Consider the following 24,504-nt stretch of genomic DNA (forward strand, 5'->3'; position numbering starts at 1 on the left):
TGCATATGAAGGCCATGATTTTGGCCGCGGGTCTTGGCACTCGCCTTCGTCCGTTGACCAACACGATTCCCAAACCGTTATTGCCGGTTGCGGGAACGCCGCTCATTATTTGGAACTTGTTGTTGTTGCGAACATATGGAATACGCGACGTCATTATCAATCTGCATTATCTGGGAAATATGATCGAAGAAGCGATCGGGGACGGATCCCGCTGGGATATGCGGGTGAGGTATTCCCATGAATCAACCCTGTTAGGAACGGGTGGAGGATTAAAATCGGCCGAGTGGTTTTTCGAGCAACACCCGTTTTTGGTTATTAATGGGGATACATTGATCGAATTGGAATTGAAGAGATTGGAAGAATTTCATCGGACTCATGGTGGTGTGGCCACGTTAGTGCTTCGCGACGATCCGCAAGCCGCCCAATGGGGAGCCGTAGAATCGGACGCACAAAATCGTATTTTCAGAATAAATGGACGAGGAACGAGCCAAGCTGAGTTGCCTACTGACCTGGTTCAACGGATGTTTGCGGGGGTTCATATTCTCCATCCTTCTGTCCTTCACGATGCCCCTGCGGATAGGCCGTTTTCCATCATCGATTCCTATACGAATGAGCTTGCGCGGGGTTCAAAAATATATGGATTTCTTCATACCGCCTATTGGTCCGATATTGGAACGTTGGGACGTTATGCTCAGGCGCAAGCCGATGCCGAGGCCGGAGTGATTTTCCCTAAGACCTAAGAAGGGTTTCCTGGCAGGCTGCACCCTATTTCCCTCCATGGATTGAGTTGTTTGTCTGGTGCTCCGAGTACGTTGATGAGGAATTGGCGCCAATAATCGCCCCGCTTTTGAAGGGTTGACGTCCAGGAAACCTTGCCAAAAGATATCGATATCGGGTTTATTATCTAAATAATCTCTGTGGTTTTTCCTATTCCTTGTGCCAGGGTGAAGGTAATTGTGGCCACTTTTGAACGACTCCATCACTTACTCGAACAGTCCTTGAGAGATTTTCAAGCTGAATCGAGTGACCTTTCCGATACGCAAGAGCAGGAACTCACTCAGGCACTTCAACGATTGAGGGGCCGACTCACTCAAATTCTTTCGACAAATTCCGACCCACCTCCTATTGCAAATTTACTTCCGGTTCGCGATCAGACGGTTTCTCTTCCGGCTCCGATTACGCTCCCCGAATCATCTCAGATCCATTTCGTGACTTCGTGTGATGGGGTGATCCTTATGGCCAATGAGGTGGGGAGTCATATCCTGGGGATGGACCTGGCTGAAATTGGGCAAGTGTCCATTGCCGATTATGTTGCTCATGAGGAATGGAAGATTCTTCGAACCCATCTTTGTGCGATTGATGCTCCTCCGAAGATCCTGAATAGAGTGCTGACAATTCTCCCAACAGGAAGACCATCGCAAAAGATCCTATGTGTGGTCGTGCCCATGTTTGATCAGTCGCAGAAGGTGGTTGCGTGGCATTGGGGATTGACTCCTGAGGCGGAATGCTCTTCCGTTCAGCCTTTTATCCAATTGGTGCAGAGTCTGGAATCCCAACTGTTTTCCGGTCAGAGTGTGGATGTGTGTCTGACGCAGATTTGTGCTGGCCTTGTGCGGGTTTTTGGTTTTGCCTTTGTGTGGCTGACCACTATGGGAAAGGGAAGTGTGCCCCAGTTACGCGCGCATGCGATGACTGGGGAGTTTGATTGGGAGGCGCAAGGCGCTCTGTGGTGGAGCCAGGTTTCGCAGCAAGGTGAGTTAATTCAGGCCTGCGGGGGTTCTGAAATATCACTGCTTTCTCCCTGTTATCCGTCCACAAGTTCCATGGCATGGTTTCCGCCCGGATTCCGGTGTCATCAAACCTGGGGTGTTCCTCTGGCTTTGGATGAGGATTGTTTCGGTATGCTGGTGGTGTGTTCTGAAGGTCCACAGCCGGTTGATCCGACGGTGCTTGGATGGTTGCAGGTATTAGGTTGTGAGATCGAACGGTTGATGGCACGTGGAAAACAGCTGGATCTCTGGCGATTGCAAAGTGTGGCGATGGGCTCCGTCTTTGATCCCGTCTGTGTGACAGATGCGCAGGGTCATTTAGAATGGGTGAATGATGCCTATGCGGCCTTGCGTGGTTCCTCGATTCAATCGTTGTTGGGTTCTCCATTGCATTCGTTCCCTCATGAGGAACTCCGAGACAGAATGTCCCAGTCAGATCCATCTGCCCAAGAGTTCAATGGCCTGAAGACCGAGGTGATGCAAACGGGAAGCAATGGCCAATCTCTGGTTTTCGAGCAAGTGGTTACTCCTCTGCTCAATGAGCAGAGGGACCCAATGCATTTTGTCGTGATCTTGCATGATGTGACCGCTCGAAAGACACAAGAACTCCTGATGAAGCATCATGCCTATTACGATCCGTTAACCGATCTCCCGAATCGAATTATGTTTAAAGACCGCCTGGAACAGTCGTTGGCGCAAGCCAGGCGAAATGGGACCTTACTGGCATTATTCTTTTTGGATCTCGATAATTTTAAAACTATCAATGATTATCATGGACATCAAACAGGAGACCGTGTGTTGCGTATCGTGGCGGAGCGGTTGGCAACTTGTGTACGATCAACCGATACCGTCGCGCGTTTGTGCGGGGATGAATTTACCGTAATTCTTCAAGGGCTTGAACATATTCAAGATATTCGTCAGGTGGCCCTGAAAATTTTAGAATGTCTTATTCCGCCCATTCGATTGGGAAAAGAAAAAATCCCTATACAGATTAGTATTGGGATTTCCGTCTATCCCAAGGATTCCACGGATCCCCATCGGTTGGTGGAAATTGCTGATCAGGCGATGTATCGAGCCAAGGAGCGTGGCGGACAGTGCTGGTATTTTGCCACCCCTGAATGGAATGATGAATAAAGCGTTGTCATGCTATTTCACTCTTCCTGTATTCGTCCAAACAGCTAAAATCCCGCGATATTTTAGAAAGTATTGTTCTTGTATCTCATAAGGTCGACTCCTCCAAAAATGGATCTCGTTCCTCCCTGTTTTAATGCGACAGTGTTTGTCATGTCTCCTTCAAAAAAAGATTCATTGATGCTATGTATGCTTATCCCACCCACACACCTCTCATCTCTAGGCGCCCAACAAAAGCGTTGAGGAAATGCCACGATTGTTGAGTAAATGCTGCTTCAGTTCTGCACCCACCTCTCCTAGGTGTATGGATTTTTTTATCCTCATTTAACACTCCCCTGAGTCCCGTGCCGCACTGTCAGGAGGAATTTAGAGATGGTTCTTAGCCGGATCATGCCCTGAAATCTCTAACTCTGCAGTAGATCTATGAAATTTGAGGCAATTGGTGTGGTCACTTTTCTTCGGGCAGTTCGGAAATGTTGGGTTTTCCGTCACCGTGATTTCCGGTGAGGAGTTCTTCTTGTATTCGGGATGTTCCCTGGCCTTGTTTTTGCAATTTTTTATTGTTGTGGACGATCTTTAGGAGGGATTTCATGGTTTGTTCGGAGTAGCTGTTGAACAAGGAGTTCGTAATATGACTGTTCATTCATCGACCCGCAGAGTCTATGTTTGGGGAATAGTGATCCTGATGATGTTGCTGGCCACCGGCTGTGCACATCGGTCCACACATGGGGTTCATAAATATGGCAAAAAATCCGGTGCGCCAACTTTGGTGGCCTCACAGGGAGACTTTCCAACAGGAGCCCCGGAACAAGCATTAAGAAAAGAGAATTCCATGGGGGAAGGATATTTTCCTGAAGGGACTGGAGCTTTGTCCGACCTTCTTGCGGAAGATCCCTTGATTCGGGAGGACCACCCATTCGAGTCAAGTCTCACGCCTTCTGACACTCCCAATGATTATTGGGGAAATCGAACCCGTGCGGAACAATTGACGGCACAAAGTGGCTTGCGAGATGTGCATTTTGAATTTGATAGCTTTCAACTCAATGAACAAGCTAAGGCGACGTTAGTGGCCAACGCCGAGTGGCTCAAAGCTCATCCGTATGCGGAGATTACTATTGAAGGACATTGCGATGATCGCGGAACGGCTTCCTATAACCATGTTTTAGGTGAAAAGCGTGCCATTCGCACCAAAACCTACCTCACCAGTTTGGGAGTCCCCGCAGAGCGGCTTCATGTGATGTCATTCGGCAAGGAGAATCCGGCCTGTTGGGATTCAACCGAACCGTGTTTCCAGAAGAATCGGCGCGCTCATCTTGTTCTAGATATCAGTGTAGCTTCGACCCCAATGCCCTATGTGGCTGACCGCCGGGATTGGTAGAGGTTTGTTGCCGGGCATAGCCCGTTTATGGATTCTGAGAAGATAAAGGAAGACCATGCTAAGCCCTCATTCATTTTCGTATCGTTTGAGTGTTCGAGTTGTCATTGTGGGGCTGAGTGTGACCTTGGCAGGGTGTATGGCTCAGCAGGCGGATGTGGTACGAATCAAGCGGGAATTGGACGCCAAGATCGCCCAGTTGGATAAGAGCAAAACATCACTCCAGGAAGCCGTGAGTGAAGCCAATACCGCCTTGGAAAAAGCCAATTCCCTTATTGCCAAACAGCGGGTTGAGATTCAGGAGTTACTGCATGCTCGTGCCGAAGTGATGGACCAAGTTGCTACCTTAAAGGAGACGGACCTCTCCCAGGTTCGTGGAGGGCTTGAAAGCAATCAGAACCAGGTCAACGAATTAACAAAAAAAATGGCCCGGTATGACGCAGATATGAAGGAAGTCAAAACCCAGCTTCAACAATCTGAGCCTTTGGTCCATCAACTTCGAGATCGTTTAGCAGGGGAAGAGCAACTCCTGACAGAGCAAGGAGGTAAGTTAGGCGAATTCCGGACTTCGTTGGTGGATTACCAACAGGTGCTTTCTTCTCTTCGTCGACAAGTTACCCAACAGGAACAGCAGGTCGCGGATTTACGCAAACACCTTGATCTCAAATCTCAACAACGTGATGCCCAGGCGCAGCAAGTTCAGGCGAATTTTGAAGAGGTTCGGCGAAGTATACAGTCGGTGGTAGGGACGTTAGAAAAATTCAGTGTCACATTCGGGGGGCGATTGGATGAACATGAGCAAAAACTCTCTCGCATGGCTGGACAACCCGGTAGTCCCCTTTCCTCGAATGCTCACATGCACGAAAGCCTCGATTCGTCGGCGCGGGTAGGGGTAACCCGAGATTTCCTTTCTCAACGCACTCCACTACCGCCTCGGTCGGATGCGATGGCTGGCTCACCATCTTCAAAGGAAAGTTCTCGTTCAGTTATAACTGGGGCGGTTGCCGCGTATGCTCCCACATCCCAACTATCAAAAACATTGCCGGCTCCGGTAGGGACATCAGAGGTGGGTCCTTCCGGTTATGTCGATACCCGAAACGCTCAGGTGCTATACGACCGGGCGATGTCGCTTCTTCGTCAGGGGAACTTTGCCGAAGCTTCCACCGGGTTTTCGACATTTTTGCGGACATTTGCCGACTCTCCCTTGGCCTCCAATGCACAATATTGGTTGGGTGAATGTTATTACGGCGAAAGACGGTTTCAGGAAGCCATTGATGAATTTGAACGGGTTTTTGCCTTTTACCCTTCCAGCAATAAAGTGCCGGCATCTCTACTGAAAATCGCCTATTCGCATATGGAATTACACGAATTAGCCATGGCGCGGTCAGTCTTTCAACAACTTGTACGAACCCATCCCCAAAGCCCAGAAGCCGGGAAGGCGTATGGTCGTCTTCAAGAAGTGAATGCCTTTCTCGATAACCCTTCCTAAACTTCAAATTTTTCCAGTGTCGTTTTTATTGTCGTTGGCTCCTGGCGTCTAATCTGACTTTGTCACCTGTTCTAAGTTACCTCGGTGTTCTTCTCGGGAGGAGGAAGTCTCTCTGCATCGTTCCTGACCTATACCGGCCAGCCGTTGGAGAAAAAGATATGAAGCAGAAGGTGGAAAAACGTGAGGCGGAAGGGCAACGCTCGTTGCCTAGGGTCATCAAGCCCGACATTGTTTATCGGTCGTCCATCTTAAAAAGACAGAAAAAGTGAGGGGATATTCTTTCGGATGCACCTCTGAGGCCGATCTGAGGGGATCCTTGAATTTTCAAAGGTGAGATGAACGAAGGCCTTGATGGGCGGGGATATCCGGGACCAGGGCGAAAGGGCGGTGTACTGTTCGCCAAGATTCTCCGCGTTGTTCAATCAGCGATTCATGAATAGGCCCTAACCACTGGTCGGCTTTTCGAAGGTATTCGATTTTATCCGGATTAATTCCCATAATCCGGCAGCAGGTGGCATCGACGGCCGGAAGATTCCTTCCCATGACCAGGACTCCGGATTGGACAGGTGTCCCCATTATCGGACCATCCCCTTCCATTCCGATTATGCCGTCGACAATGGCGAAATGAGGTTTGAGGGTCGCATTGATATCCAAAATGGATTGCGGGATTCCAGCATGGTGTAACACATTCTTCGGCCATCCATAATAATTTCCAGGCATTACGCCAAAAAAATTTTTCATGGACAGGGTTACTCCAGCCCAATGATGCGTTTTCATCTTGGCCAGCGAGACAACCCAATCGACTTCTTTGACTATTCGAGGAAAGGTCAATGAGGCCATCCTTGTCTGACCACCCAGGTTAGGCATAACTACCCCTTCCATTGTATTCAGATCTCGAAAGGGGATGTGGTCTTCGTACAGGACATCTGCCAAGCCTGATTCCTCCAAGACTAAAAGAGTGTCGTGGCGATGTCCTGGTCCTTCCGCCACGAGGACAGACGCCGCACCCAGGGAAAGGAACGCCTCGACGGCTCCTCGAATGACCAGGGGGTGCGTATTGATATGTGATAACGATTGGTGTGGCTCAACCAAGTTCGGTTTTAACAAAATGCGTTTTCCTTTGATCTCTAATGGAGTGATCCCCAATTCTTGGAACCCTTGGCGAATAAGTTTCGCCAGGTCTGTATTATATGTTTCCGCTTGACCGATGAACGTGTGAGCCGTTAGCCGAGGGGCAATTAACCAATGAAGCAGGGAGAACCCTGACACAGCTAATCCCCCTCCGACCAGACAGGCCTGCAGCAATTGCCTCCTGGAAAGCGTTGGCTGTTCTGTGTGTGTGGGCGGGGTGGTCATCGAAATATTTCTTGCCTGTTCAGTGTCAGTTACGAGTAGTAGAAGCGGGCGTTTCTTGGGGCAAAGATCTGAATAACGAGTGCAGACCATGAGAGGCTTTCACGGCGCACAGAAGCAAGGCTAGAGAGGGAAGGGGATAGGGCCCATACCGTTCTTGCAGTTGCAAACTCGCCTTGGCCAACTCCTCCGTGTTTGCGGGTTTCAACCCCCAGGCTCCTAAGCCCAGGAGGGCCCAACCAAGTGAAATGGGAGTCCGGAGGTGAGGGAGTTCATGTAAGAGATAGTCAAGGCTTCGTTTTACCTCGCGAATGGGGGTGGTGCCAGCCAGAGCTTGCAGAGCGATGGCGGAGCACTCAGGGAGCGGATGTAACTCTCTTCTGAACACCGTGGTACTGCCGAAATTCCATCCACCGTTTGACAGTTGGCGGTTGATGAGCATCTGTTGCCCGGCAATGGCGCGAGGATGAGTGCTCAACCCCACCTCTTGTAAGGCCAGCAGAGCGAGGGCAGTGGGTACAACCCAGCTATGGGTGTCGGCAATCCATGGCCATCCCAGAATGGCGGTGTCGTGCCCAATTATTGAAGGATCTGGGGTAGGGAAATGTCGGCCGGTAAACCCTATGAGATAGTCGACAGCCAGGGATTTCGCTTCTTGATACTGGGGAATGCTTTCCCAGGCGAAGATGGCGAGTGGTGTTGGCCAGGATGCCTCTGGGTGAGAGACAGAGATGCTCACGCGTCCGTCGTCCGCCTGTTGTGAAGCTAAATATGACCTTCCTCGGTTACAGCTTTCAGGATCGAACTCATATGCTGACATTGAGATAATGGCCCAGGCTGTTGCGTCCGGCCGTGCCTCTTCCCCGGAATGATAGGGGAACCCTCCGTTTGGTTGTTGCCAGGATTGGAGAAGCTCAAGAGCATGACGAAATGGTTTTTGAATCATAAGAGAAAAATTCAGGTCTCATGCAATTCGATTAAGTGTGGATATTCCATGTTGTTCGGTTTAAATCGAGGTAACCTTAACAATCCTCAGACCACGCTTCAGTCATACCCGCACCTCCCTCCCCTAATTCTGCTCGTAGTGAGCGTGGATCCACCCGTAGAACCTCAACGATGGATGCCCGATAAATGGCGAGGAGGCCGGGGAAGGGTGGGGATAATGGTACCTCGTCGGAAGGCCCGGAGAGCAAAGAGGAAACCGACAAATGGGGCTCAGGCCTGCCGTCTCCCTTCGTCATGCGACTGTCGGGTTACCACCGCAGACATCCTAATCCGACCTACGCAACACAGCAGAGCGGAGTCTCACGTTTTTGAAAGATCCGTCAAATTAGCAAGGTGGTACCCGACAATATGTCTTCCAGGGTGGATTCCGGTGCAAGTGCGGCGGAAAGACAGGAGAGATAAATGGGAGAATCGGTGCGGTGGTAGAAGTTGCATAAAAGGTTGAGATTAAGATTTACCCCCTTTCAGAAGGTGATGGGTCACGGCGTCCTGAACACTGGCGTACTGAACCGGCAGCCAATAAAAATTCGAATTCCACGCTTATCGAAACGAGGCAACTCGTTACCGCCGGGATCATCGGATTAAGGCTCACGGGTGTAATCCCGGCATGTCTGTGGAACTTTTAACGAACGTTACTTCTTGTTCGGGGTCGACAAATACTCCGTCAGCCTGGATTTCCTTTCCAGTCACAACCTGCCTTGCCACGTAAATGATGCAGCCGGCAGTCAATAAACCACCGAATACGTCGATCAGGTGATGCCCTCCATGGATAAGCACTCCTGGGAGCACGAACAGATTGATGACGACTAGTAAGGGGAACCACCAGCGAGTGGTGCGTGCTGAATACATAGCCAAAACGGCCATGATCGTGTGATACGAGGGAAAGGCCACCAGGCCTTCCATATCCCTTGGAGAAATGAATTTAGGCCCTTCAGCCCCTAGACGCAATAATTCGGCACCATAGGACGAGCCAACAAGCGGTCTTGCCGCCTGCTCAATTGTGCCAGAAATGTCATAGAGCACGCTTGTGCCAAATGCCGGAAACAGCGCCCAAAATCCAAGCGTCGCCAGACCTGAGGCGGTTATTGAAAGGATGAAGACATGGAGTTCTTTTTGCTTGCCTCCAAATCCTAAAATAAGAAAAAGTAATGCCATTTGCGGTATAGAAGATAAATAGGCATAACGCGTCAATTCATTAAAAAATGGATGGCGACCGGCAAATTGGACAATGTCAGGCCATGAATACCCGAACCAAGCATCGATCCGGACCAGAACCGGATCAATAGGCTCTCGCCAAAGGGGGAGCAGCAAATAGCCGAAAACTGATAACACAATTGTAAACAGAAGAAGCAACCCTGTGGCCATCAGCGTCATAGAAATACGCTCACTCCGTCCGCTTGAACGGTAGAACAGCCCCACGGTAATCATGAAAATTCCCACGGCAAAAAAAAGGGTATACGAAAACCAATCGAAGCCAATATTGCGAACAAGGATCATGGCCAGATCGAAGACCGCCAGCACGAAAATGGTATTGCGTAATAAACGTTCGACCGGCCATAGGAAAGGCTTTGCCAGTGTAAAATTTCCCACTCTCATTATGCATATCCTCGCATTGGAATTGTGCCACTGTAGTTGCGAGCAGGTTCTGATCGCGCCGTTAAATAGTGTCTATACTGTCGTGCACGGTTCAACGAACTTGTCCTCAACGACCTCGAAATCCTCATCATGAACAAAAGTCCCGCCACTTGTTTGCACCTGAACCTCAATTGATTGTCTTCATCCGTGTATGTGTTGGTCCGATTTTTGAGCTTAAGACAGTAGGTATGGAGGGCAGGCGGTAACCCGCAAATTTTTTTCAACTAGTCTACCTCATGGTCTAGTTGGGTGGGCACAGTTACAGGTGAAGTCAGGAATGGCATCGGGATTGGCTATGATGTATTGGGCTTGGCAATTTTGCAATTCGCTTTTAAGCCTTCAGACAAAGGCTTTTTCGGAATATCCCTCATTATCTTGATAATGTGTCGAAGATTCCTTTGTGAAAAATCCGCATTCATCCCCTTGGTCAAAGAGTAAGTCAGCGGCCGCTCTTCACATTCCTTCTGAGGTTTCACGGCGTATTTCTCCTCTTTCCTTTTGTCTCACTCCTCATCCCTTACGTTTCCTCAGGTGCAGTCCAAAAATTTAAGCCGGTCTGAACATTTTCGATTTCCTTGGTTAACAAAGGGAAGCAATCCATCCTACCCTTACCTAATATGAAACATATTCAACAAAAAACATCGGCAAGTTTTTCCTGGGTAAGTCGATAATGAAACATGAAAACGAGGAGCCACAGAATGCGAGGTGGAAAACTTTCTTGGGTCCACGAACATTTATGCATAACTATGAAGCATGGATTCGGTCGGGTGCCCCTTCCCGAGAACGGCGAACACGTCGTAAGGCGTGGGCGCAAAACCACGGATCAGGGTTGGTCCCTGATAGCCGGGTTGCCGAAGGCACGGAGAGCCAAGGGGCAACGTCTGCGTCAGAATTTTCCGGGCAGTCTGGCGTAACGCACGTATTTACCTTCGCCCGTTAAGGAGATGCGCTATGGTTAACCAAGTGATGCGTTTCGTAAATGATGAAGAGGGAGCCACAGCTATTGAGTATGGTTTGTTGGCTGCTTTGATCGCCGCGGTGATAGTGACTGCCGTGACTGCTGTTGGGACTGCCCTCAGCGGAACGTTCAACAACATTGCTTCGTCTGTTGCTCCGAGCTAAAAGAGAGCTTGTTTCTGCAGGTGCCTGGAAGTGCCGTTCTGGTGGCAGGTCACTGGAACGGCACTTCGGCCGAAGCCTACTTCTGAGGGCGAGTACAGGATTGATGAATGAAGAGATGGGAAAATTCAGATAAGGGATAGGGGAGGACATCATCATGCAGACGATTCTCCTGAATCACTGTCATCACTTGATAAAAAACCTTCTCGTTGATGAAGACGGCGCCACGGCGATTGAATATGGTCTCCTGGCTGCGCTCATCGGCGCGACGGTGTTGACAGCTCAAGCCGCCATGGGAACGGCAGTCGTAAATATGTATGAAGGGGCCATGGGGATCATCGCAGAGGCTCTGGGAAGTTAGTGTCGTTTTTCCCTAGCTCCTTTTTATTATTCATTCATGCTCAGTCTGTCGAAGAACCATTCGAAATATGTACCACCTGAAATCATTCTCCCTTCGAGAAGCTCAGGGAACAGAGGGAGATGGAATGGTATTTGAGGGACACGATACGGGATCTATCAGAAATGTCTGGCGGGGGCTAGTTCCATTTTAACGTGCCTGTCCGTGGTAGGTGGACACGGCCTGATAGCCACTTCCAAAACATTTAGCAGAGTGGGACAAAGAATGATGAATGTATACCACAAAAAACTATTACAAAAGCTGAGACAATCCGAGCGGGGCTCGACGGCAGTAGAGTTTGCTCTCATCTTACCGATTCTTGCCTCCCTCGTATTTGGAGCGATCGATTTTGGCCGTATGTTGTGGTTTAAGGAAGTTCTGGTGAATGCGACCCGTGTGGGAGCGCGCCAGGGGACGTTATTTGCGGCAGGCAATGGGCAGGCAGAAATTGAAGCAGCTGTCACGGCCTCTCTTACCGCGGGAGGGGTGGATTCATCAGGGCTCTCGGTGGCAGTCAATGGGGTCGGAGGTGCACAGGGGCAGCCGTTAAATGTGGTCGCCACTATACCCTGGAACTACTTTGTCATCGATAAACTCATTCCCGCGATTTCTACACCCAACTTACAAGCCTCTGTCACCATGATGATGGAATAAGACAGGAAAATTTTCCCGGAGAGATCGGCAAGGGAGAGGGGGAATCAAAAATAATGTGGAACAAACACCGAACATCTGGCGTCTCTGGGCTCTTGAATGAACGTGGTATCGCGGCCATCAACGGCGTGTTTATGGGAGTGACCATGGCCATCATGGCAGGTGTGGCAATTGATGTCGGGCATGCCCTTCTTACCCAAAATGAGTTGCACAATGCTTCGGATGCCGCTGCGCTGGCCGCTGCACGGCAATTGGGTGTCACTTACTTGGCCCTGCCTATTGCTCAGCAGCAGGATTTGAATCGAAATCTGACAAGCAATGAACAATCACAAATAAATTCGCAGGCGACCGCCGCAGCCTTTGCCAATAGTGCTTCAGAGGTCAGTAATTTATCTCTTTCGCAAGGAGATATCGAATATGGCACGTGGGATTTCGATGGAAAGACGTTTACCCCAACCGTGACGCGCCCCAATGCCATTCGTGCGACCACACGGCGGGATGGTGCGGCGAATGGACCGATTACGACATTTTTTGGGGGTATGTTGGGTGTCAATACCATGAGCCTCGCGACCAGCTCGATTGCCGCATTGGGGACCTCGGGTGGTCCGACCCCACCAGGAGTAGGTGATGTGCCCTTTGCCATTTCCAGTAACTGGTTTAATGGCGTGGCCTCCTGCAATTCGGGTATCCAATTTTCTCCTACCGGGGTGAATGGCTGTGCGGGATGGCATGTCTTTGATCAGCATCCGGCCAATGCGAGTAAACTCCGTAATACTATCGATGGACTACAAGACGGGAGCTATCAAAGTCCCGGGATGACTCCAGGGCAGACACAATTCACCTTTACGGGTGGAGAAGTCTCATCGGCGTTTCCCAATCTGATCAATTTGTGGGATACAAAAAAACAATGGAATAATGATGCTGGGCGGTATGAATGGGATATCAATCTTCCTGTCTATGGAGCCAGTTCCTCATCCTCTTGCAATAATCCCAGTGGAGATATCACCATCGTGGGATACGCGAAAGCGGTGATTACAACAGTCAAGAAAAATGATATTCAAGCGGAAGTGAAATGCGATGCCTTTTTTGATGGAGCGCCAAATCCCAACCAGACCGGTGGGGGCATTGGACCCCTTCAGCCCTTATCGGTTTATCCACGATTAGTGTCGTGATGACGAGTCAACAGCCGGGAGTATAAGAGCGTCTCCCAGGAATCTTGGTCCTTTTGGGTCGGTCGTGTTTGAGACGGGCTCAAAAGGACTTTTTTATGGGCTCCCTCTCCTAGGCCCCTAGAGTACCAATAGGTCTGCTCATTTCCCCGACATGCACGTTTCTATTGTAGAATGTGCTGACGAAGGACTCATTGTCGCTTCGTTTCGCAGCTAGAGATAGTTTTTACCTTCCACATCTCTGTCTTTCCCTCTAGACCTCTTTCCATCATTTTGCTTAGCCGTTTCCTGGAGTCTGTTCCCCCACCATGCCCAGAAATGCGGAAAACCATACAAGCAGTATAAAGGGCACCTCTAAAAACCCTTGGTTTTGTCCGCATTCCTTGCTCTTGCTTGGAGGGACGGATTAAGGCCCTGGGAATGAGGAGGAGGCGGAGGTCGTCGAGGCATTCACCCTGCTTCCTTGTCCTTCTTACGCACCCTGGGCCTTCTGTGGCGAAGCCAGTCCCAGAAACCCGTGGAAGTTATACCTGAAATTCTTCATCCCAATCTTTATGCGAATCCGCACAAGCCCGACGGTTCGAATCAGGTTGCCGCTCATCGCGGTCATTTAATGGCCGAAGATATGTTCGACGTGGGCTCGAATACGAGAGGGCATTCATCTGCTACGCTCGACATTTGTTTTCGGGAAATCATCTATCACTAACTTCCCGCTGATGGCTGGTGGGGATGAGAGAGGGGATAAGAAAAGTGGGCGTACGGAAATGATGGAGAGACAAAAGGATGGAGTATCCAGGATCAAAGTCGAGCATGATGGTGGGAGAGATTTTTCATGACACAGCCCATAACCGTTTTTTCGATCTTTCTGTCGTAGTTGGCCTAAAGCTTTTCTCCTCCCAACATGAAACACGTCAATCTTTATCTTGCTGAGACGATCGCATAAATAAAAGAAGGTACATGCACCCATTCTTTCGAGAAACCATGGGTCTCTGAGGAAAATGAAGGAATTCCGCGAACTCTGTGGACTTCCTCAGTACAGAGATTCCTTTCATTGGTTCAGGATGATCGTGCAAGGATGGCCTTGCCGACTTTTCTCGTGTTTGTCGCACGTCTGACCGGTGAAATCTAAAAAATACACATACCCATGCACCCGGTCTTTAATCATACATACTTGTTGAGGGCACGCCTTAAGAAAGTCAGGTAACCCACCGAAACATGAACTGTTCCCAGTGCTTGAGCTTCATGATCGGTGGTGGTTTGCGGGTGCATTGTGAGGTGATCGGGGCACCTGCTTGAAAGTTTGATTATGAATTTAATTGAGGGAATAACCTGGAAACATGAATACTTCAATTTTGTTATTTGGATTAGCCTTGGGTTTAGTGGTCGCAGCGATCACTGATGTCCGGGAGGGGCGGATTCCCAATTGGCTGACGGGGTCCTTGGCAGTCTTTGGAATTGGAGTGAATAGCCTAGCGTATGGTTGGGACGGATTCCTGTTCGGTCTTGGAGGTCTGATCATGGGGTTGGTCTGCTTGATATTTTTTTATCTAAAAGGAGGGATGGGTGCCGGAGACGTGAAATTGCTTGGAGCCATTGGAACAATCCTGGGTCCCGGCCAGGTGGTCTTTGCTTTTGCCTTTGCAGCCATGTTGGGTGGACTGTATAGCCTAGCTCTATTGTCCAATCAGGGTGGCATGCGTCATGCCTGGGATCGGATGTTTCTCCTTCTGGCCACCCTGAAGGTGACTAGGACCATTCCGGTTTCTGATGCCTCCATCCCCACCGAGCCTAAGTTACGGTATGCCCTGGTTTTAGGGTTGGGAACCGTAATCGCCAAAACGTTGTTTTATTATGATGTGTTGTAATTCGTGTTCGCTTAGGTCTACGAGTTGGAAATGAGCGATCGGAGAAGATTCTTCTCGTTGTCTATTAAGAATGGCATTTGTCATCCGATATGCAGAGGTAGACAGGTTGAAACCTCAGGTTTGATAGGCATGAATAAAAACTTCGGTCTGGATTTGGTGAAGAAGGGGGAGGAAGTCTCATGGGACAAAAACGGCCACTCGTATTTTTAGGAATTGCGATGATTATTGCCCTGGTGACGACGGTCATGGTGTATCGGTGGCTACAGGGGCAACGAATGATCGAAACCGATGCCCCTGAAGTGGTGATGGAGGGTGTGAGTGTCGCAGTGGCCAGTGCCGATATCCCCTGGGGGACACCTCTCGGTGCAAAAGCTGTTCGAGTGATGATGTACCCTGAAGAAGGCGTCCCCGTGGGCCACTTTAAGGACACGGCTTCCTTAAATGGTCGAGTCGTGCTGACGAACCTGAAAAAAAATGAGCCCATATTAGAATCGAAATTGGCTCCGATCGATCTTAAAACGGGGGGCGTGTCGGCCGTGATGGATCCCAATAAACGGGCGATGGCCGTAAAAGTCAACGAAGTCGTCGGGCTTCCTGGTTTTGTGCAGCCAGGTGATCGGGTCGATGTCATGGCGACGTTTGATGATCCGAGGGGGAAGAAGAAAGAAGGTGGTGGTACCCGAGAGGAAGTCACGAAGGTGGTTCTTGAGAATACCCTGGTGTTGGCAATCGATACGCAAATGGAGAGAGCCAACGGAGAGGAGAAACCCACTCCCGTAAAAGTCATAACGTTGGAAGTGTCGTTGGAAGAAGCTGAGAAGTTGGCCATGGCTGAAAATGGTGGAAAGTTACGTTTGGCCCTGCGGAGTCCACTGAATCCTGAGGTGAAGAAAACCAAAGGTGCCGACTTTAAGGATTTGATGAGTTCACACCAACTCATTCCTCCGCGGCCCAAAGTGGTTCGCAAGCCTGAAAATCAGGTCGAGGTGATCAAAGGGACGGATCGAAAAACGATGAAATTTTAAGGGGGCGTCGATGGTGACGCGATGATCGGTATGAAAGGTAACGTTATGAATCAGACTTATGGTTTTCCATTCAGGAGCATGTTTATGGCTCTAAGCATGGTCCTTGTGGGCTACACGGGAGCCTTTGGAGAAGGTCTCACTACTCAGGCGGTCCACCTCAATACGCCTCAAAGCCTGCGATTAACGGTCGGAGAATCAAAAATTGTGGAACGGGAGACGGCGTTTAAACGCGCGTCGGTCGCTAACCCTAAAGTGGCGGATCAAATTGTGCTCTCCACTAAGCAAATTTATTTGACCGGGCTTGAGGTTGGGACGACCACCTTGACTCTATGGGGGCAAGATGGGCAGGTGTCCAATGTTTTCCAGGTCCGGGTCTCTCCCGATGTCACTCGCTTGAAGGAGCAGCTTCATACGATGATGCCGGAAGAACCTGGCATTGAAGTGATGAATAGTCACGAGCACATTACTCTGGCGGGCAATGTTACCAATATGGAGTCCTTGGCGAAAGCTCTCACTCTGGCCGAGCCCTATGCTCCGGATAAAATCATTAACCTGATTCAGGTGGGTGGCGTACAACAAGTAATGATGGAAGTGAAAGTCGCTGAAATGCAGCGTGGGCTGATGAAGCGTCTCGGGGTGAATTTTAAACGGGCTCAAAAAAATCATCGTGATTTTTCCATCGGACTCATTAATGATTTGTCAACGGTTGATGCCTTCGAACCGTTTGCGCGTTCACAATCCTCACAAACGACGACTCTGGAATTTCCAAGCGTGAGAACCCTGGCCTCGAATCTGATTTTAGGATTCGGGATTGGCGATGATTTATGGACTCTCTTTTTAGATCTATTAAAGGAACATTCTCTCTCGAAAACCTTAGCCGAACCGACCTTGATTGCCGAGAGCGGGCAAGCCGCGGAATTCCTGGTTGGAGGAGAGTTTCCAATTCCGATTCCACAGCAACTTGGTCAGGTGACGGTGAAATTTAAAGAATTCGGAGTTGGATTGAAATTTACCCCCACAGTTCTTTCGGAGGGGCGTATTTCCGTAATTGTGAACCCTGAGGTGTCAGAATTAGACTTTGCCAATGGTATTGTCATCCAAGGATTTCAGATTCCCGCTTTGACCACTCGACGGGTGAAGACCGTAGTGGAATTAGGTGATGGGCAAAGTTTTGCCATTGCGGGCCTTCTCCAGGAAAATATCAAGGAAACGGTGTCAAAATATCCTGTCTTAGGTGATATCCCAGTTTTGGGTGCGTTATTCCGGAGCACCGCATTCCAAAAAAATGAGACCGAACTGATTGTGATTGTGACCCCTCATTTGGTGAAACCTCTGGATATGGTGAAACAGACCTTGCCCACAGATCACTATTTGGAGCCTAACGATTTTGAGTTAATGCTGATGGGGTATGTGGAAGGGGCGTTTCCAGAGTCAAATGTCGCCAGGCCGAGCGAGGCCTACACGCTTGAGTCACCGAGGGTGGCGGGAAGAATGCCGTACCGTAAAGGTGGGATGGAAGGGATGTTCGGGCATCTGGCCCCATAGGAAATTTGCTGAAAAAGGAGCAGAGCATGCAACGCCAATCAATTATGAAAATGGCAGGTCTAATCGGCCTGATTCTGGTGGGGATGGGTGGCTGTGGTGTGTGGCCGGTCATGACCGAGGAGAATGGGCGGCGTCCTCAAGCGATGGGGAAAAGAGACCAGGTTCTCCTGCCGTGGGCGCCTCAGCCCGTACATCTGAGTGAAGAGTATGGTCTGTCCTATCGACAGGCCCTCGAGAATCAAATCGCGAATCCCGCAGCCGCCAACAATCTTGGCCCGATAGCCGGAGAGGCCGATTCCCAAGCCCTGCAACAGAGTCTGGCTCGGTATCAGTTGATGTTTCAAAGTCCGCCGTATTCCCCATTCAAGCTGAAGGGTGGCTCCGGCGGTGGTTCATCAAGTGGTGGTTCATCAATTGGTGTCTCTTCGGAGGGAAATTAACATGAAGGATAAAACTTGGAAGCCAAAACGTGTAGGCACGGATTCCTCAGGTGCCGCATCCGATATGCCGGTCATTGAGCTTTCCATTCGGTCATCAGAATGTAAGGCGACACTTGAGGGCTTCATTCGGGAGATTGACGGTGTGCGGCTCAAAGATAGTCAGGAACCCGGAGTTCCTGCACTCATGATTATGGAGTTAGAAGAGAAGCCGGAGGACACGTTCTCCCTGATTCGAGAGATGATGAAATTGAATAAAGGGATAGAGATATTCCTTACCACTGCACGATTGGAGTCAAATATTTTATTGGAAGCCATGCGGGCCGGCGCCAAAGAGTTTTTGGCGCAACCGCTCCAAAAGCAAGAAGTGAGCGATGCCATTATGCGATTTTTGGAGCGAGCCGCGGCTCCGGTTCGTCAGGGTGATGGGCAACGAGCGGCGGGAAAGGTCCTGGCATTTTTTGGGGGAAAAGGTGGGGTGGGAACGACCAGTATCGCGGTGAATTTGGCCGCCGCTATCAAAAAAGGGCCGAACAATCCGTCGGTCGCCCTGGTTGATGTCAACCAGCATGGGGGAGATCTTCCCTTGTATCTCGATCTTCAACCGAACCATAGCTTCCGGGATATTGCGACCGATTTGTCCCGACTAGACCAAGCATTTCTCATTCGTGTCCTTACCAAAACGGAATTGGGCATTCAAGTGCTCCCTTCGGGGTATGATGATCTCAGCACAGGTCGATTAAGTCCGGATTGTGTGGAGGCGACCCTTCGACTGCTTCAATCCAGCTTCGACTATGTCATTCTTGATTGTGGACATGTGTTGGATTTGACGACAAAGAAGGCATTGGAGCTTGCGACGTTAATTCTGGTGACGTCTACATTAATGGTCCCCGTGGTTCATCGAACGAAGCGAATTTTAGAATTGTTACGTGGATCCGGATTTCCTGCTGAAAAAATCCGGTTGGTGATGAATCGATTCTTATCGGCGGAACAGGACGTGTTGAAAGAGACTGAAGAAATACTAAAACAAAAAGCCTTTTGGCTACTCCCCAACGATTATCCTTCCGCAAGTCAAGCAGTGAATAGTGGAAAGCCGTTGATCGATGTGGCTCCACGGTCGGCAGTGGCTCAATCCTATCGGGATCTGGCCAGTTCATTTGTGGGGCAGCCCGCCAAATCGGCAAGCAAGGGAACGTTAGCCGGGTGGTTGAATCCCTTTAAAAGTCGGAATGTCCAATCATCCCCTTCAGGGGCATAATATTATTCTTTTCATATTGTTGAGGTAAGCCGGTTTATGTATGAGACAAAATGGGATGAGGTGGGTGCGGGGTCTGGCGTTGGGGCGTTAAACCTGGGTCCATTGAAGGAACGGCTTCATCGCCAGGTGATTGATACTCTCGACCTGGCCGTTGTTGCGAAGTTGGATTCCAATCTTCTCAAGGTCGAGCTGACTAAGCTCGTCCAGGAAATGTTGGAGAAGGAATCCATCCCTCTCAGCATGAAAGAGCGGGAAATCCTGATTGCCGACATTGAGCATGAAGTCATGGGTTTAGGCCCACTTGAACCGTTGGTGCAAGATCAAACCGTCAACGATATTCTGGTCAACCGGGCCGATCAAATTTACGTGGAGCGCGCCGGAAAACTAGAATTGACCGATGTCAAGTTTCGTGATGAATCCCATCTTCGAAAAATTATTGAAAAAATTGTGTCGGCGGTTGGGCGACGAATAGATGAATCGTCCCCCATGGTGGATGCTCGTTTGCTGGACGGGTCTCGCGTGAATGCCATTATTCCGCCATTGGCTCTGAATGGATCTTCCATTTCAATTCGAAAGTTTTCCAAGGATAAGTTGCAGATCTCGGATTTGGTGAACAAACGTTCCCTGACTCCCGAGATTGCAGAGCTCCTTCGCGGGATTGTCGAAGCGAGACTGAATATTCTGATCTCGGGAGGAACGGGCTGCGGAAAAACGACCATTCTGAATATTCTGTCAGGATTTATTCCCTCCGACGAACGCATTGTGACGATTGAGGATTCAGCGGAGTTGCAATTGCGGCAAGAGCATGTGGTCCGGCTCGAAACCCGCCCCCCCAACGTGGAAGGGCGGGGAGAAGTGAGCCAGCGGGAATTAGTCAAGAATTGTTTGCGCATGCGGCCGGATCGAATTGTGATGGGTGAGGTGCGAAGTGGGGAATGTCTCGACATGCTTCAAGCCATGAATACGGGGCATGATGGGTCCCTGACTACGATTCATGCCAATACCCCACGCGACTGCCTGACTCGGGTGGAGACATTGGTGGCTATGGCCGGGTTGAATCTGGCTACGAAGGCGCTTCGCCATTATATCAGTTCCGCTATCGACGTCATTCTCCAAATGACTCGCTTGTCGGATGGATCCCGTAAAATGACCAGTTTGTCGGAAATTGTGGGTATGGAAGGCGAAACCATTACTCTTCAGGAAATATTCCTGTTTCAACAAACCGGACTGGATGAAGAGCGAAAGGTGCATGGGCAATTTAGAGCAACTGGCGTGCGGCCGAAATTTGTCGAACGGTTTAAAGCATTAGGAATTACTTGTGACCCAAGTATCTTCGACCCCGAGAAAATTTATGAAGTGTAATAACCGTTTTTCAAATCGTTTCACTCTCACGATGGCCTTTGCTGTGGTGGTTTGTCTTGTTGATTCGTCATCTAGTTGGGAGGGCGTGTCATGACCGTGGCCATTAGTATTGGAATATTTCTGTCAATTATTTTGTTTGTGGAGGGAGCCTATTACTGCTACCACCAATATGTGAATCCCCACAATAAGAATCTCAAGCGGCGTTTGCGTGGTGGATCAGGAAAGCCGGGAGATTTTCAAAAAACCCAAGAAGCACCCGGAATTCTTCGAAATCGGAAAATGAGCGACATTCCGTGGATCCAAAGTTTGTTGGGTTCTATGACCAACTTGGGGGGACTGGAAAAATTGCTCCAACAGGCCAATAGTCAAATGCCTGTTGGCGTGTTTTTCCTCTTATCCGGAGTGCTCGGAGGAGTAGGGTTATTGGTCGCCACCTTTCAAGACTATGGGCTAATTGCTGCCATGGGTCTCGGTCTTATGGGCATGAGTCTTCCTTTGCTTCAGATGAAACGGAAGCGGAAACGTCGTTTTAAAGAATTTGAACGCCAATTGCCCGAAGCATTGGATTTGATGGCTCGGGCCCTTCGGGCAGGACATGCTTTTTCCGTGGGTATGAAGATGATCGGTGATGAATTTCCGGATCCGATAGGTCCTGAGTTTAGTCGAACCGTTGAGGAAATTTCGTTTGGAATCGATGTCCCTCAAGCGATGAACAATTTAAATGGTCGGGTGATCAGTACCGATTTGAAGTTTTTTGTCACGGCCTTAGTCGTTCAACGAGAAACAGGGGGAAATTTAGCAGAAATCATTGAGGCGATTTCTCGACTCATTCGGCAACGATTTGAGTTACTGGGGCGAGTCAAAGCGCTTTCGGCCGAAGGCCGGATGTCGGGGATTATTTTATTCTGCATGCCGATTGTCATGAGCTTTCTGTTGTGGTTTCTGAATGAAGCTTACATGCGTATTTTGATTGAGGATGAGGTTGGTCGAATGATGGCTCTAGGTTCAGGTCTGTTAATGCTCGTGGGAGCCTATGTGATGAAAAATATGTGTGATATTAAAGTCTAGGGGAATGGCATCATGGATCCATTATTCTTGATCAGTCTTTTGGTATTTTTGGGGGTTCTCGTCATCGGCTGGGGTGCGTGGAGTTATATGCAGTCTCAGGAAAAGGTCAAAGACTGGAGTATACGGGCGAAGGGCCAATCCCTTTCGCAGAGTTCCTCGCAAAAAAATGACAAGAAAGTTAGTTTGAAAGATCAAGGGATGAAGCTGCTGGAGCGATTGGGTCAGGTCAATAAACCCAAGGATCAAGCCGTTACCAGTCGTTTGCGTGCTTCATTGGCAACCGCAGGGTATCGAAACCCTCGAGCGATTGTGGTGTTCTTGGGGACACGGATTTTTTTGGCCATTCTGCTAGGCCTGACCTTTCTTATTTTTGGTTCCGAGGTCATGCAGGGGAAAGATCCCATTTTTTTCCCCATTGTCCTCATTGGTGTCATGATGATGGGATTTTACGGTCCTCAACTGTGGTTGAGCAGTGCTATCACTAAACGAAAGGAACGCTTAGTAAATGGGTTTCCTGATGCGCTGGATTTGATGGTGGTGTGCGTGGAAGCAGGGTTAGGGCTGGATCAAGCCATTTCCCGGGTGGGACAGGAAGTCAAGCAAGGCCACCCCGATCTCGGCGATGAATTTATCTTGTTAAATTTGGAGCTCCGTGCCGGCTTAAGCCGGGAACAAGGACTCCGGAATTTGGTCAACCGGACAAATCTCGAGGATATTCGTAGTTTAGTCGCCTTGCTGATTCAGACGGATCGATTTGGTACGAGTATTGGGCAGGCGCTTCGGGTTCATTCAGATTCCATGCGGTTAAAACGAAGGCTTAAAGCTGAAGAGCGAGGGGCACAGCTTCCAGTAAAACTCATGATTCCACTTATATTGTTCATATTCCCGGCATTGATGGTAGTGATTATAGGTCCGGGTGCTATCAGCTTAATGCGAAATTTAATGCCGGCTATGGGAGGGTGAAAACCTAAGAGCCGCGAACAAGAGATTCGGTAAACATTTCAAGATCCATAGAGGAAGACAAAACATGGGAGTTCCATTTCACGAAACGTCAGAACATGAAAGTTCAACAGCGAATATGACGGTTGGGTCGACTACGTTACAGGCGGTAAACGAAACCTTTCAGATGAGGTACACAATGAAGAAGGCGAGCCTCCTCCTATCTGTGTTCATATTAATGAATTTGGGTGCCGTTGGGTGTGCCCAAAAAGAAAAATCCATGTTCACCCTCCAGGATGAACATTACCAGCAAATCATGGAACGACAGAAGGCCGGGATCAATCCGGAAACCCAAGCGCCCGTGGACCTTACTCAGGTCATGAACAGCGACGAGTTTGAAAAACTGGGAGATGCTCATCTACAACAAGGCGATTTCCAGACGGCAAAAATTCAGTATGAAAAAGTGTTAGAGACTTCGCCCGAACAGATTCCTGCACGGTACAAGTTGGCTGTGATCTATTTGGAAAAAGGATCCCCTCAGAATGCCTATGACCAATTTCACCAAATCCTGGATTATGATTTGAATTTTGCTCCAGCCTATGAGGGAATGGGTCGGGCCTTGCTGAAGATGGAGAAGGATCAAGAGGCGGAGAGGGAATTCCAGGCGGCCTTAATGTATGACGCTGGAATGTGGACCTCCGAAAATTACCTTGGTATTGTGGCGGATCGGCGTCATGATCATAAAGAGGCGATCCACCTGTATGAAGTCGCCTTGCAAAAGAGGGCAGATGATCCTTCGATCTTGAACAATTTAGGTATGGCGTATTACCTCGATACCCAATATGAAGAGGCGGTCAGAACTTTTCAGCGTGCGATTCAGGTTGGTGGATCCAACGACAAAATTTCAAACAACCTCGGGTTAGCTCTCACCAAACTCGGGCATTTCGATCTGGCCTACGAAGCCTATGTCCGAGGAATGGATTCGGCCAAGGCCTATAACAACTTGGGTGTGGCATTTTTGGACGTTGGGAAGTTTGCGCGAGCTTCCCGTTGTTTTGAGAAAGCCATTGAAACCCAACCGACCTTTTACGAAAAAGCCAAAGAGAATTTAATGCTCAGCAATCGAATGCTGGCGAAACTTCCTATGGTTCAGCAGCAAGCGTTAATCCGACGGGACCCCGTGTGTGTGGGAGCAATTTGACCGATCTCATTGATAGGATCTTCCCAGCAATGCCTGCTGCCAATAATTGATTGCCCGGCTTGAGCCAGTGCATGTGTGGTGTAACAAATGGACTTTTTCTGATCAATTGAAATGATCCTTACACGGATTCTTTCGAATCACCTCCAGATGGAATTCGCTTCTATTAGGAGGAAAAAATCCGCTGGTCCTTCCATCCTTTCAACTCTTCGTGTTGAATCTCTATGACCTCAATTTTCCTGTCCTACAGGCTTGTGCGTGTGGCTTGACGGGGAAGCCTTCTGGTTTCCTGGCATGTGCCTTTTCCTGGTTGACGATTGACCGGGGGTAGAAGGTGGACGCGATTATGTGTCCAAAACAATGGTCGGATATTTGCTTTTTCTTAATTTCCTACCGTCAAGGCATTCTTCTTTTTCTCTTCCGAAGTCATTACGTTCAGGCAACTTAGAGATGGCCATGAACTCTAAGGGGAATAGAGTGACGTTTAGGTCGTTGCCAAACCTGACCATGAGCGACGACCAGTATATTGCCTCACTGGATGTGGCTGAACTCAACCTAAGAGATATCCGGGGCTTCATTGAGAAGATATCGGGGGACGCATTCTTCAAAGAGTGCATCAAAGCAGGATTGTTGATTGGTCGAAGCTGTACCGGGGTAAATTCTCCCCAAAGGATCAGGAGGATAATCAGGTGATGTCTCGATAGGGAATAATAA

At 49.3% G+C, this 24,504-nt stretch carries 20 protein-coding genes and 1 riboswitch; of the genes, 17 read left to right on the forward strand and 3 right to left on the reverse strand.

Going from position 1 to position 24,504, the window contains the following annotated elements:
* Positions 1-5 precede the first annotated feature (5 nt).
* The 4 genes from PQG83_RS19610 to ybgF all read left to right on the forward strand — a co-directional run bounded on the left by PQG83_RS19610 (position 6) and on the right by ybgF (position 5,764).
* Positions 6-740, forward strand: coding sequence for a nucleotidyltransferase family protein (locus PQG83_RS19610; protein ID WP_312744672.1), 735 nt, complete (start codon positions 6-8; stop codon positions 738-740).
* A gap of 216 nt (positions 741-956) precedes the next feature.
* Entirely contained in the window at positions 957-2,903 is a 1,947-nt protein-coding gene (locus PQG83_RS19615) for a diguanylate cyclase domain-containing protein (protein WP_312744675.1), read from the forward strand.
* 628 nt (positions 2,904-3,531) lie between these two features.
* Positions 3,532-4,278 (forward strand): OmpA family protein, encoded by a 747-nt coding sequence (locus tag PQG83_RS19620; protein WP_312744678.1) that lies wholly within the window; start codon positions 3,532-3,534, stop codon positions 4,276-4,278.
* Between the two features lie 55 nt (positions 4,279-4,333).
* Positions 4,334-5,764: a tol-pal system protein YbgF gene (gene ybgF, locus PQG83_RS19625; protein WP_312744681.1), complete on the forward strand. Its 1,431-nt coding sequence runs from the start codon at positions 4,334-4,336 to the stop codon at positions 5,762-5,764.
* Between the two features lie 324 nt (positions 5,765-6,088).
* Here the strand turns inward: ybgF and PQG83_RS19630 are convergent, their stop codons facing one another.
* The 3 genes from PQG83_RS19630 to PQG83_RS19640 form a co-directional block, all read right to left on the reverse strand.
* Positions 6,089-7,120, reverse strand: a complete 1,032-nt coding sequence (locus PQG83_RS19630; protein ID WP_312744684.1) for a DUF362 domain-containing protein — start codon at positions 7,118-7,120, stop codon at positions 6,089-6,091.
* A gap of 25 nt (positions 7,121-7,145) precedes the next feature.
* Positions 7,146-7,856: a hypothetical protein gene (locus PQG83_RS19635; RefSeq protein WP_312744687.1), complete on the reverse strand. Its 711-nt coding sequence runs from the start codon at positions 7,854-7,856 to the stop codon at positions 7,146-7,148.
* Between the two features lie 854 nt (positions 7,857-8,710).
* A complete protein-coding gene (locus PQG83_RS19640; protein ID WP_312744690.1) occupies positions 8,711-9,718 on the reverse strand; it encodes a phosphatase PAP2 family protein in 1,008 nt (335 codons plus the stop codon).
* A gap of 814 nt (positions 9,719-10,532) precedes the next feature.
* A riboswitch (cyclic di-GMP riboswitch) is annotated at positions 10,533-10,613 on the forward strand.
* Positions 10,614-10,708: 95 nt separating this feature from the next.
* Between PQG83_RS19640 and PQG83_RS19645 the strand changes: the two genes are divergently transcribed.
* From PQG83_RS19645 to PQG83_RS19705, 13 genes are all read left to right on the forward strand, one after another.
* Complete coding sequence (locus PQG83_RS19645) at positions 10,709-10,879, forward strand: Flp family type IVb pilin (protein WP_312744693.1); 171 nt, start codon at positions 10,709-10,711, stop codon at positions 10,877-10,879.
* 154 nt (positions 10,880-11,033) lie between these two features.
* A complete protein-coding gene (locus tag PQG83_RS19650) occupies positions 11,034-11,237 on the forward strand; it encodes a Flp family type IVb pilin (RefSeq protein ID WP_312744695.1) in 204 nt (67 codons plus the stop codon).
* A gap of 261 nt (positions 11,238-11,498) precedes the next feature.
* A complete protein-coding gene (locus tag PQG83_RS19655) occupies positions 11,499-11,927 on the forward strand; it encodes a TadE/TadG family type IV pilus assembly protein (RefSeq protein WP_312744698.1) in 429 nt (142 codons plus the stop codon).
* Positions 11,928-11,980: 53 nt separating this feature from the next.
* Positions 11,981-13,096 carry a TadG family pilus assembly protein gene (locus tag PQG83_RS19660; RefSeq protein ID WP_312744701.1) on the forward strand — a complete coding sequence of 372 codons (1,116 nt, stop codon included), beginning with the start codon at positions 11,981-11,983 and terminating at the stop codon, positions 13,094-13,096.
* A gap of 1,334 nt (positions 13,097-14,430) precedes the next feature.
* The gene (locus PQG83_RS19665; RefSeq protein ID WP_312744704.1) at positions 14,431-14,958 is read left to right on the forward strand and encodes an A24 family peptidase; all 528 of its coding nucleotides are present in this window, start codon (positions 14,431-14,433) and stop codon (positions 14,956-14,958) included.
* A gap of 179 nt (positions 14,959-15,137) precedes the next feature.
* Positions 15,138-15,983, forward strand: coding sequence for a Flp pilus assembly protein CpaB (gene cpaB / locus PQG83_RS19670; protein ID WP_312744706.1), 846 nt, complete (start codon positions 15,138-15,140; stop codon positions 15,981-15,983).
* 84 nt (positions 15,984-16,067) lie between these two features.
* On the forward strand, positions 16,068-17,528 hold the full coding sequence (locus PQG83_RS19675; protein WP_312744707.1) for a type II and III secretion system protein family protein: 1,461 nt from the start codon (positions 16,068-16,070) through the stop codon (positions 17,526-17,528).
* Positions 17,529-17,554: 26 nt separating this feature from the next.
* The gene (locus tag PQG83_RS19680; RefSeq protein ID WP_312744709.1) at positions 17,555-17,968 is read left to right on the forward strand and encodes a hypothetical protein; all 414 of its coding nucleotides are present in this window, start codon (positions 17,555-17,557) and stop codon (positions 17,966-17,968) included.
* Between the two features lies 1 nt (position 17,969).
* Positions 17,970-19,223: a CpaE/TadZ family protein gene (locus PQG83_RS19685; RefSeq protein ID WP_312744711.1), complete on the forward strand. Its 1,254-nt coding sequence runs from the start codon at positions 17,970-17,972 to the stop codon at positions 19,221-19,223.
* Positions 19,224-19,259: 36 nt separating this feature from the next.
* Positions 19,260-20,585 (forward strand): TadA family conjugal transfer-associated ATPase, encoded by a 1,326-nt coding sequence (locus tag PQG83_RS19690; protein WP_312744713.1) that lies wholly within the window; start codon positions 19,260-19,262, stop codon positions 20,583-20,585.
* A gap of 90 nt (positions 20,586-20,675) precedes the next feature.
* Positions 20,676-21,653 carry a type II secretion system F family protein gene (locus PQG83_RS19695; protein WP_312744716.1) on the forward strand — a complete coding sequence of 326 codons (978 nt, stop codon included), beginning with the start codon at positions 20,676-20,678 and terminating at the stop codon, positions 21,651-21,653.
* 12 nt (positions 21,654-21,665) lie between these two features.
* Complete coding sequence (locus PQG83_RS19700; RefSeq protein WP_312744719.1) at positions 21,666-22,616, forward strand: type II secretion system F family protein; 951 nt, start codon at positions 21,666-21,668, stop codon at positions 22,614-22,616.
* 175 nt (positions 22,617-22,791) lie between these two features.
* Positions 22,792-23,793: a tetratricopeptide repeat protein gene (locus tag PQG83_RS19705; RefSeq protein WP_312744722.1), complete on the forward strand. Its 1,002-nt coding sequence runs from the start codon at positions 22,792-22,794 to the stop codon at positions 23,791-23,793.
* The last annotated feature ends 711 nt before the right edge of the window (positions 23,794-24,504 follow it).

Source organism: Candidatus Nitrospira neomarina (assembly GCF_032051675.1).
GTDB lineage: Bacteria > Nitrospirota > Nitrospiria > Nitrospirales > UBA8639 > Nitrospira_E > Nitrospira_E neomarina.

What these genes read in the sequence shown, in the direction of transcription:
- PQG83_RS19705 (WP_312744722.1), top strand. Translation starts at nt 22,792, where the DNA reads ATGAAGAAGGCGAGCCTCCTCCTATCTGTGTTCATATTAATGAATTTG.
- PQG83_RS19630 (WP_312744684.1), bottom strand. Translation starts at nt 7,120, where the DNA reads ATGACCACCCCGCCCACACACACAGAACAGCCAACGCTTTCCAGGAGG.
- PQG83_RS19665 (WP_312744704.1), top strand. Translation starts at nt 14,431, where the DNA reads ATGAATACTTCAATTTTGTTATTTGGATTAGCCTTGGGTTTAGTGGTC.
- PQG83_RS19675 (WP_312744707.1), top strand. Translation starts at nt 16,068, where the DNA reads ATGGCTCTAAGCATGGTCCTTGTGGGCTACACGGGAGCCTTTGGAGAA.
- cpaB (WP_312744706.1), top strand. Translation starts at nt 15,138, where the DNA reads ATGGGACAAAAACGGCCACTCGTATTTTTAGGAATTGCGATGATTATT.
- ybgF (WP_312744681.1), top strand. Translation starts at nt 4,334, where the DNA reads ATGCTAAGCCCTCATTCATTTTCGTATCGTTTGAGTGTTCGAGTTGTC.
- PQG83_RS19700 (WP_312744719.1), top strand. Translation starts at nt 21,666, where the DNA reads ATGGATCCATTATTCTTGATCAGTCTTTTGGTATTTTTGGGGGTTCTC.
- PQG83_RS19680 (WP_312744709.1), top strand. Translation starts at nt 17,555, where the DNA reads ATGCAACGCCAATCAATTATGAAAATGGCAGGTCTAATCGGCCTGATT.
- PQG83_RS19660 (WP_312744701.1), top strand. Translation starts at nt 11,981, where the DNA reads ATGTGGAACAAACACCGAACATCTGGCGTCTCTGGGCTCTTGAATGAA.
- PQG83_RS19695 (WP_312744716.1), top strand. Translation starts at nt 20,676, where the DNA reads ATGACCGTGGCCATTAGTATTGGAATATTTCTGTCAATTATTTTGTTT.
- PQG83_RS19685 (WP_312744711.1), top strand. Translation starts at nt 17,970, where the DNA reads ATGAAGGATAAAACTTGGAAGCCAAAACGTGTAGGCACGGATTCCTCA.
- PQG83_RS19650 (WP_312744695.1), top strand. Translation starts at nt 11,034, where the DNA reads ATGCAGACGATTCTCCTGAATCACTGTCATCACTTGATAAAAAACCTT.
- PQG83_RS19610 (WP_312744672.1), top strand. Translation starts at nt 6, where the DNA reads ATGAAGGCCATGATTTTGGCCGCGGGTCTTGGCACTCGCCTTCGTCCG.
- PQG83_RS19690 (WP_312744713.1), top strand. Translation starts at nt 19,260, where the DNA reads ATGTATGAGACAAAATGGGATGAGGTGGGTGCGGGGTCTGGCGTTGGG.
- PQG83_RS19655 (WP_312744698.1), top strand. Translation starts at nt 11,499, where the DNA reads ATGATGAATGTATACCACAAAAAACTATTACAAAAGCTGAGACAATCC.
- PQG83_RS19620 (WP_312744678.1), top strand. Translation starts at nt 3,532, where the DNA reads ATGACTGTTCATTCATCGACCCGCAGAGTCTATGTTTGGGGAATAGTG.
- PQG83_RS19645 (WP_312744693.1), top strand. Translation starts at nt 10,709, where the DNA reads ATGGTTAACCAAGTGATGCGTTTCGTAAATGATGAAGAGGGAGCCACA.
- PQG83_RS19640 (WP_312744690.1), bottom strand. Translation starts at nt 9,718, where the DNA reads ATGAGAGTGGGAAATTTTACACTGGCAAAGCCTTTCCTATGGCCGGTC.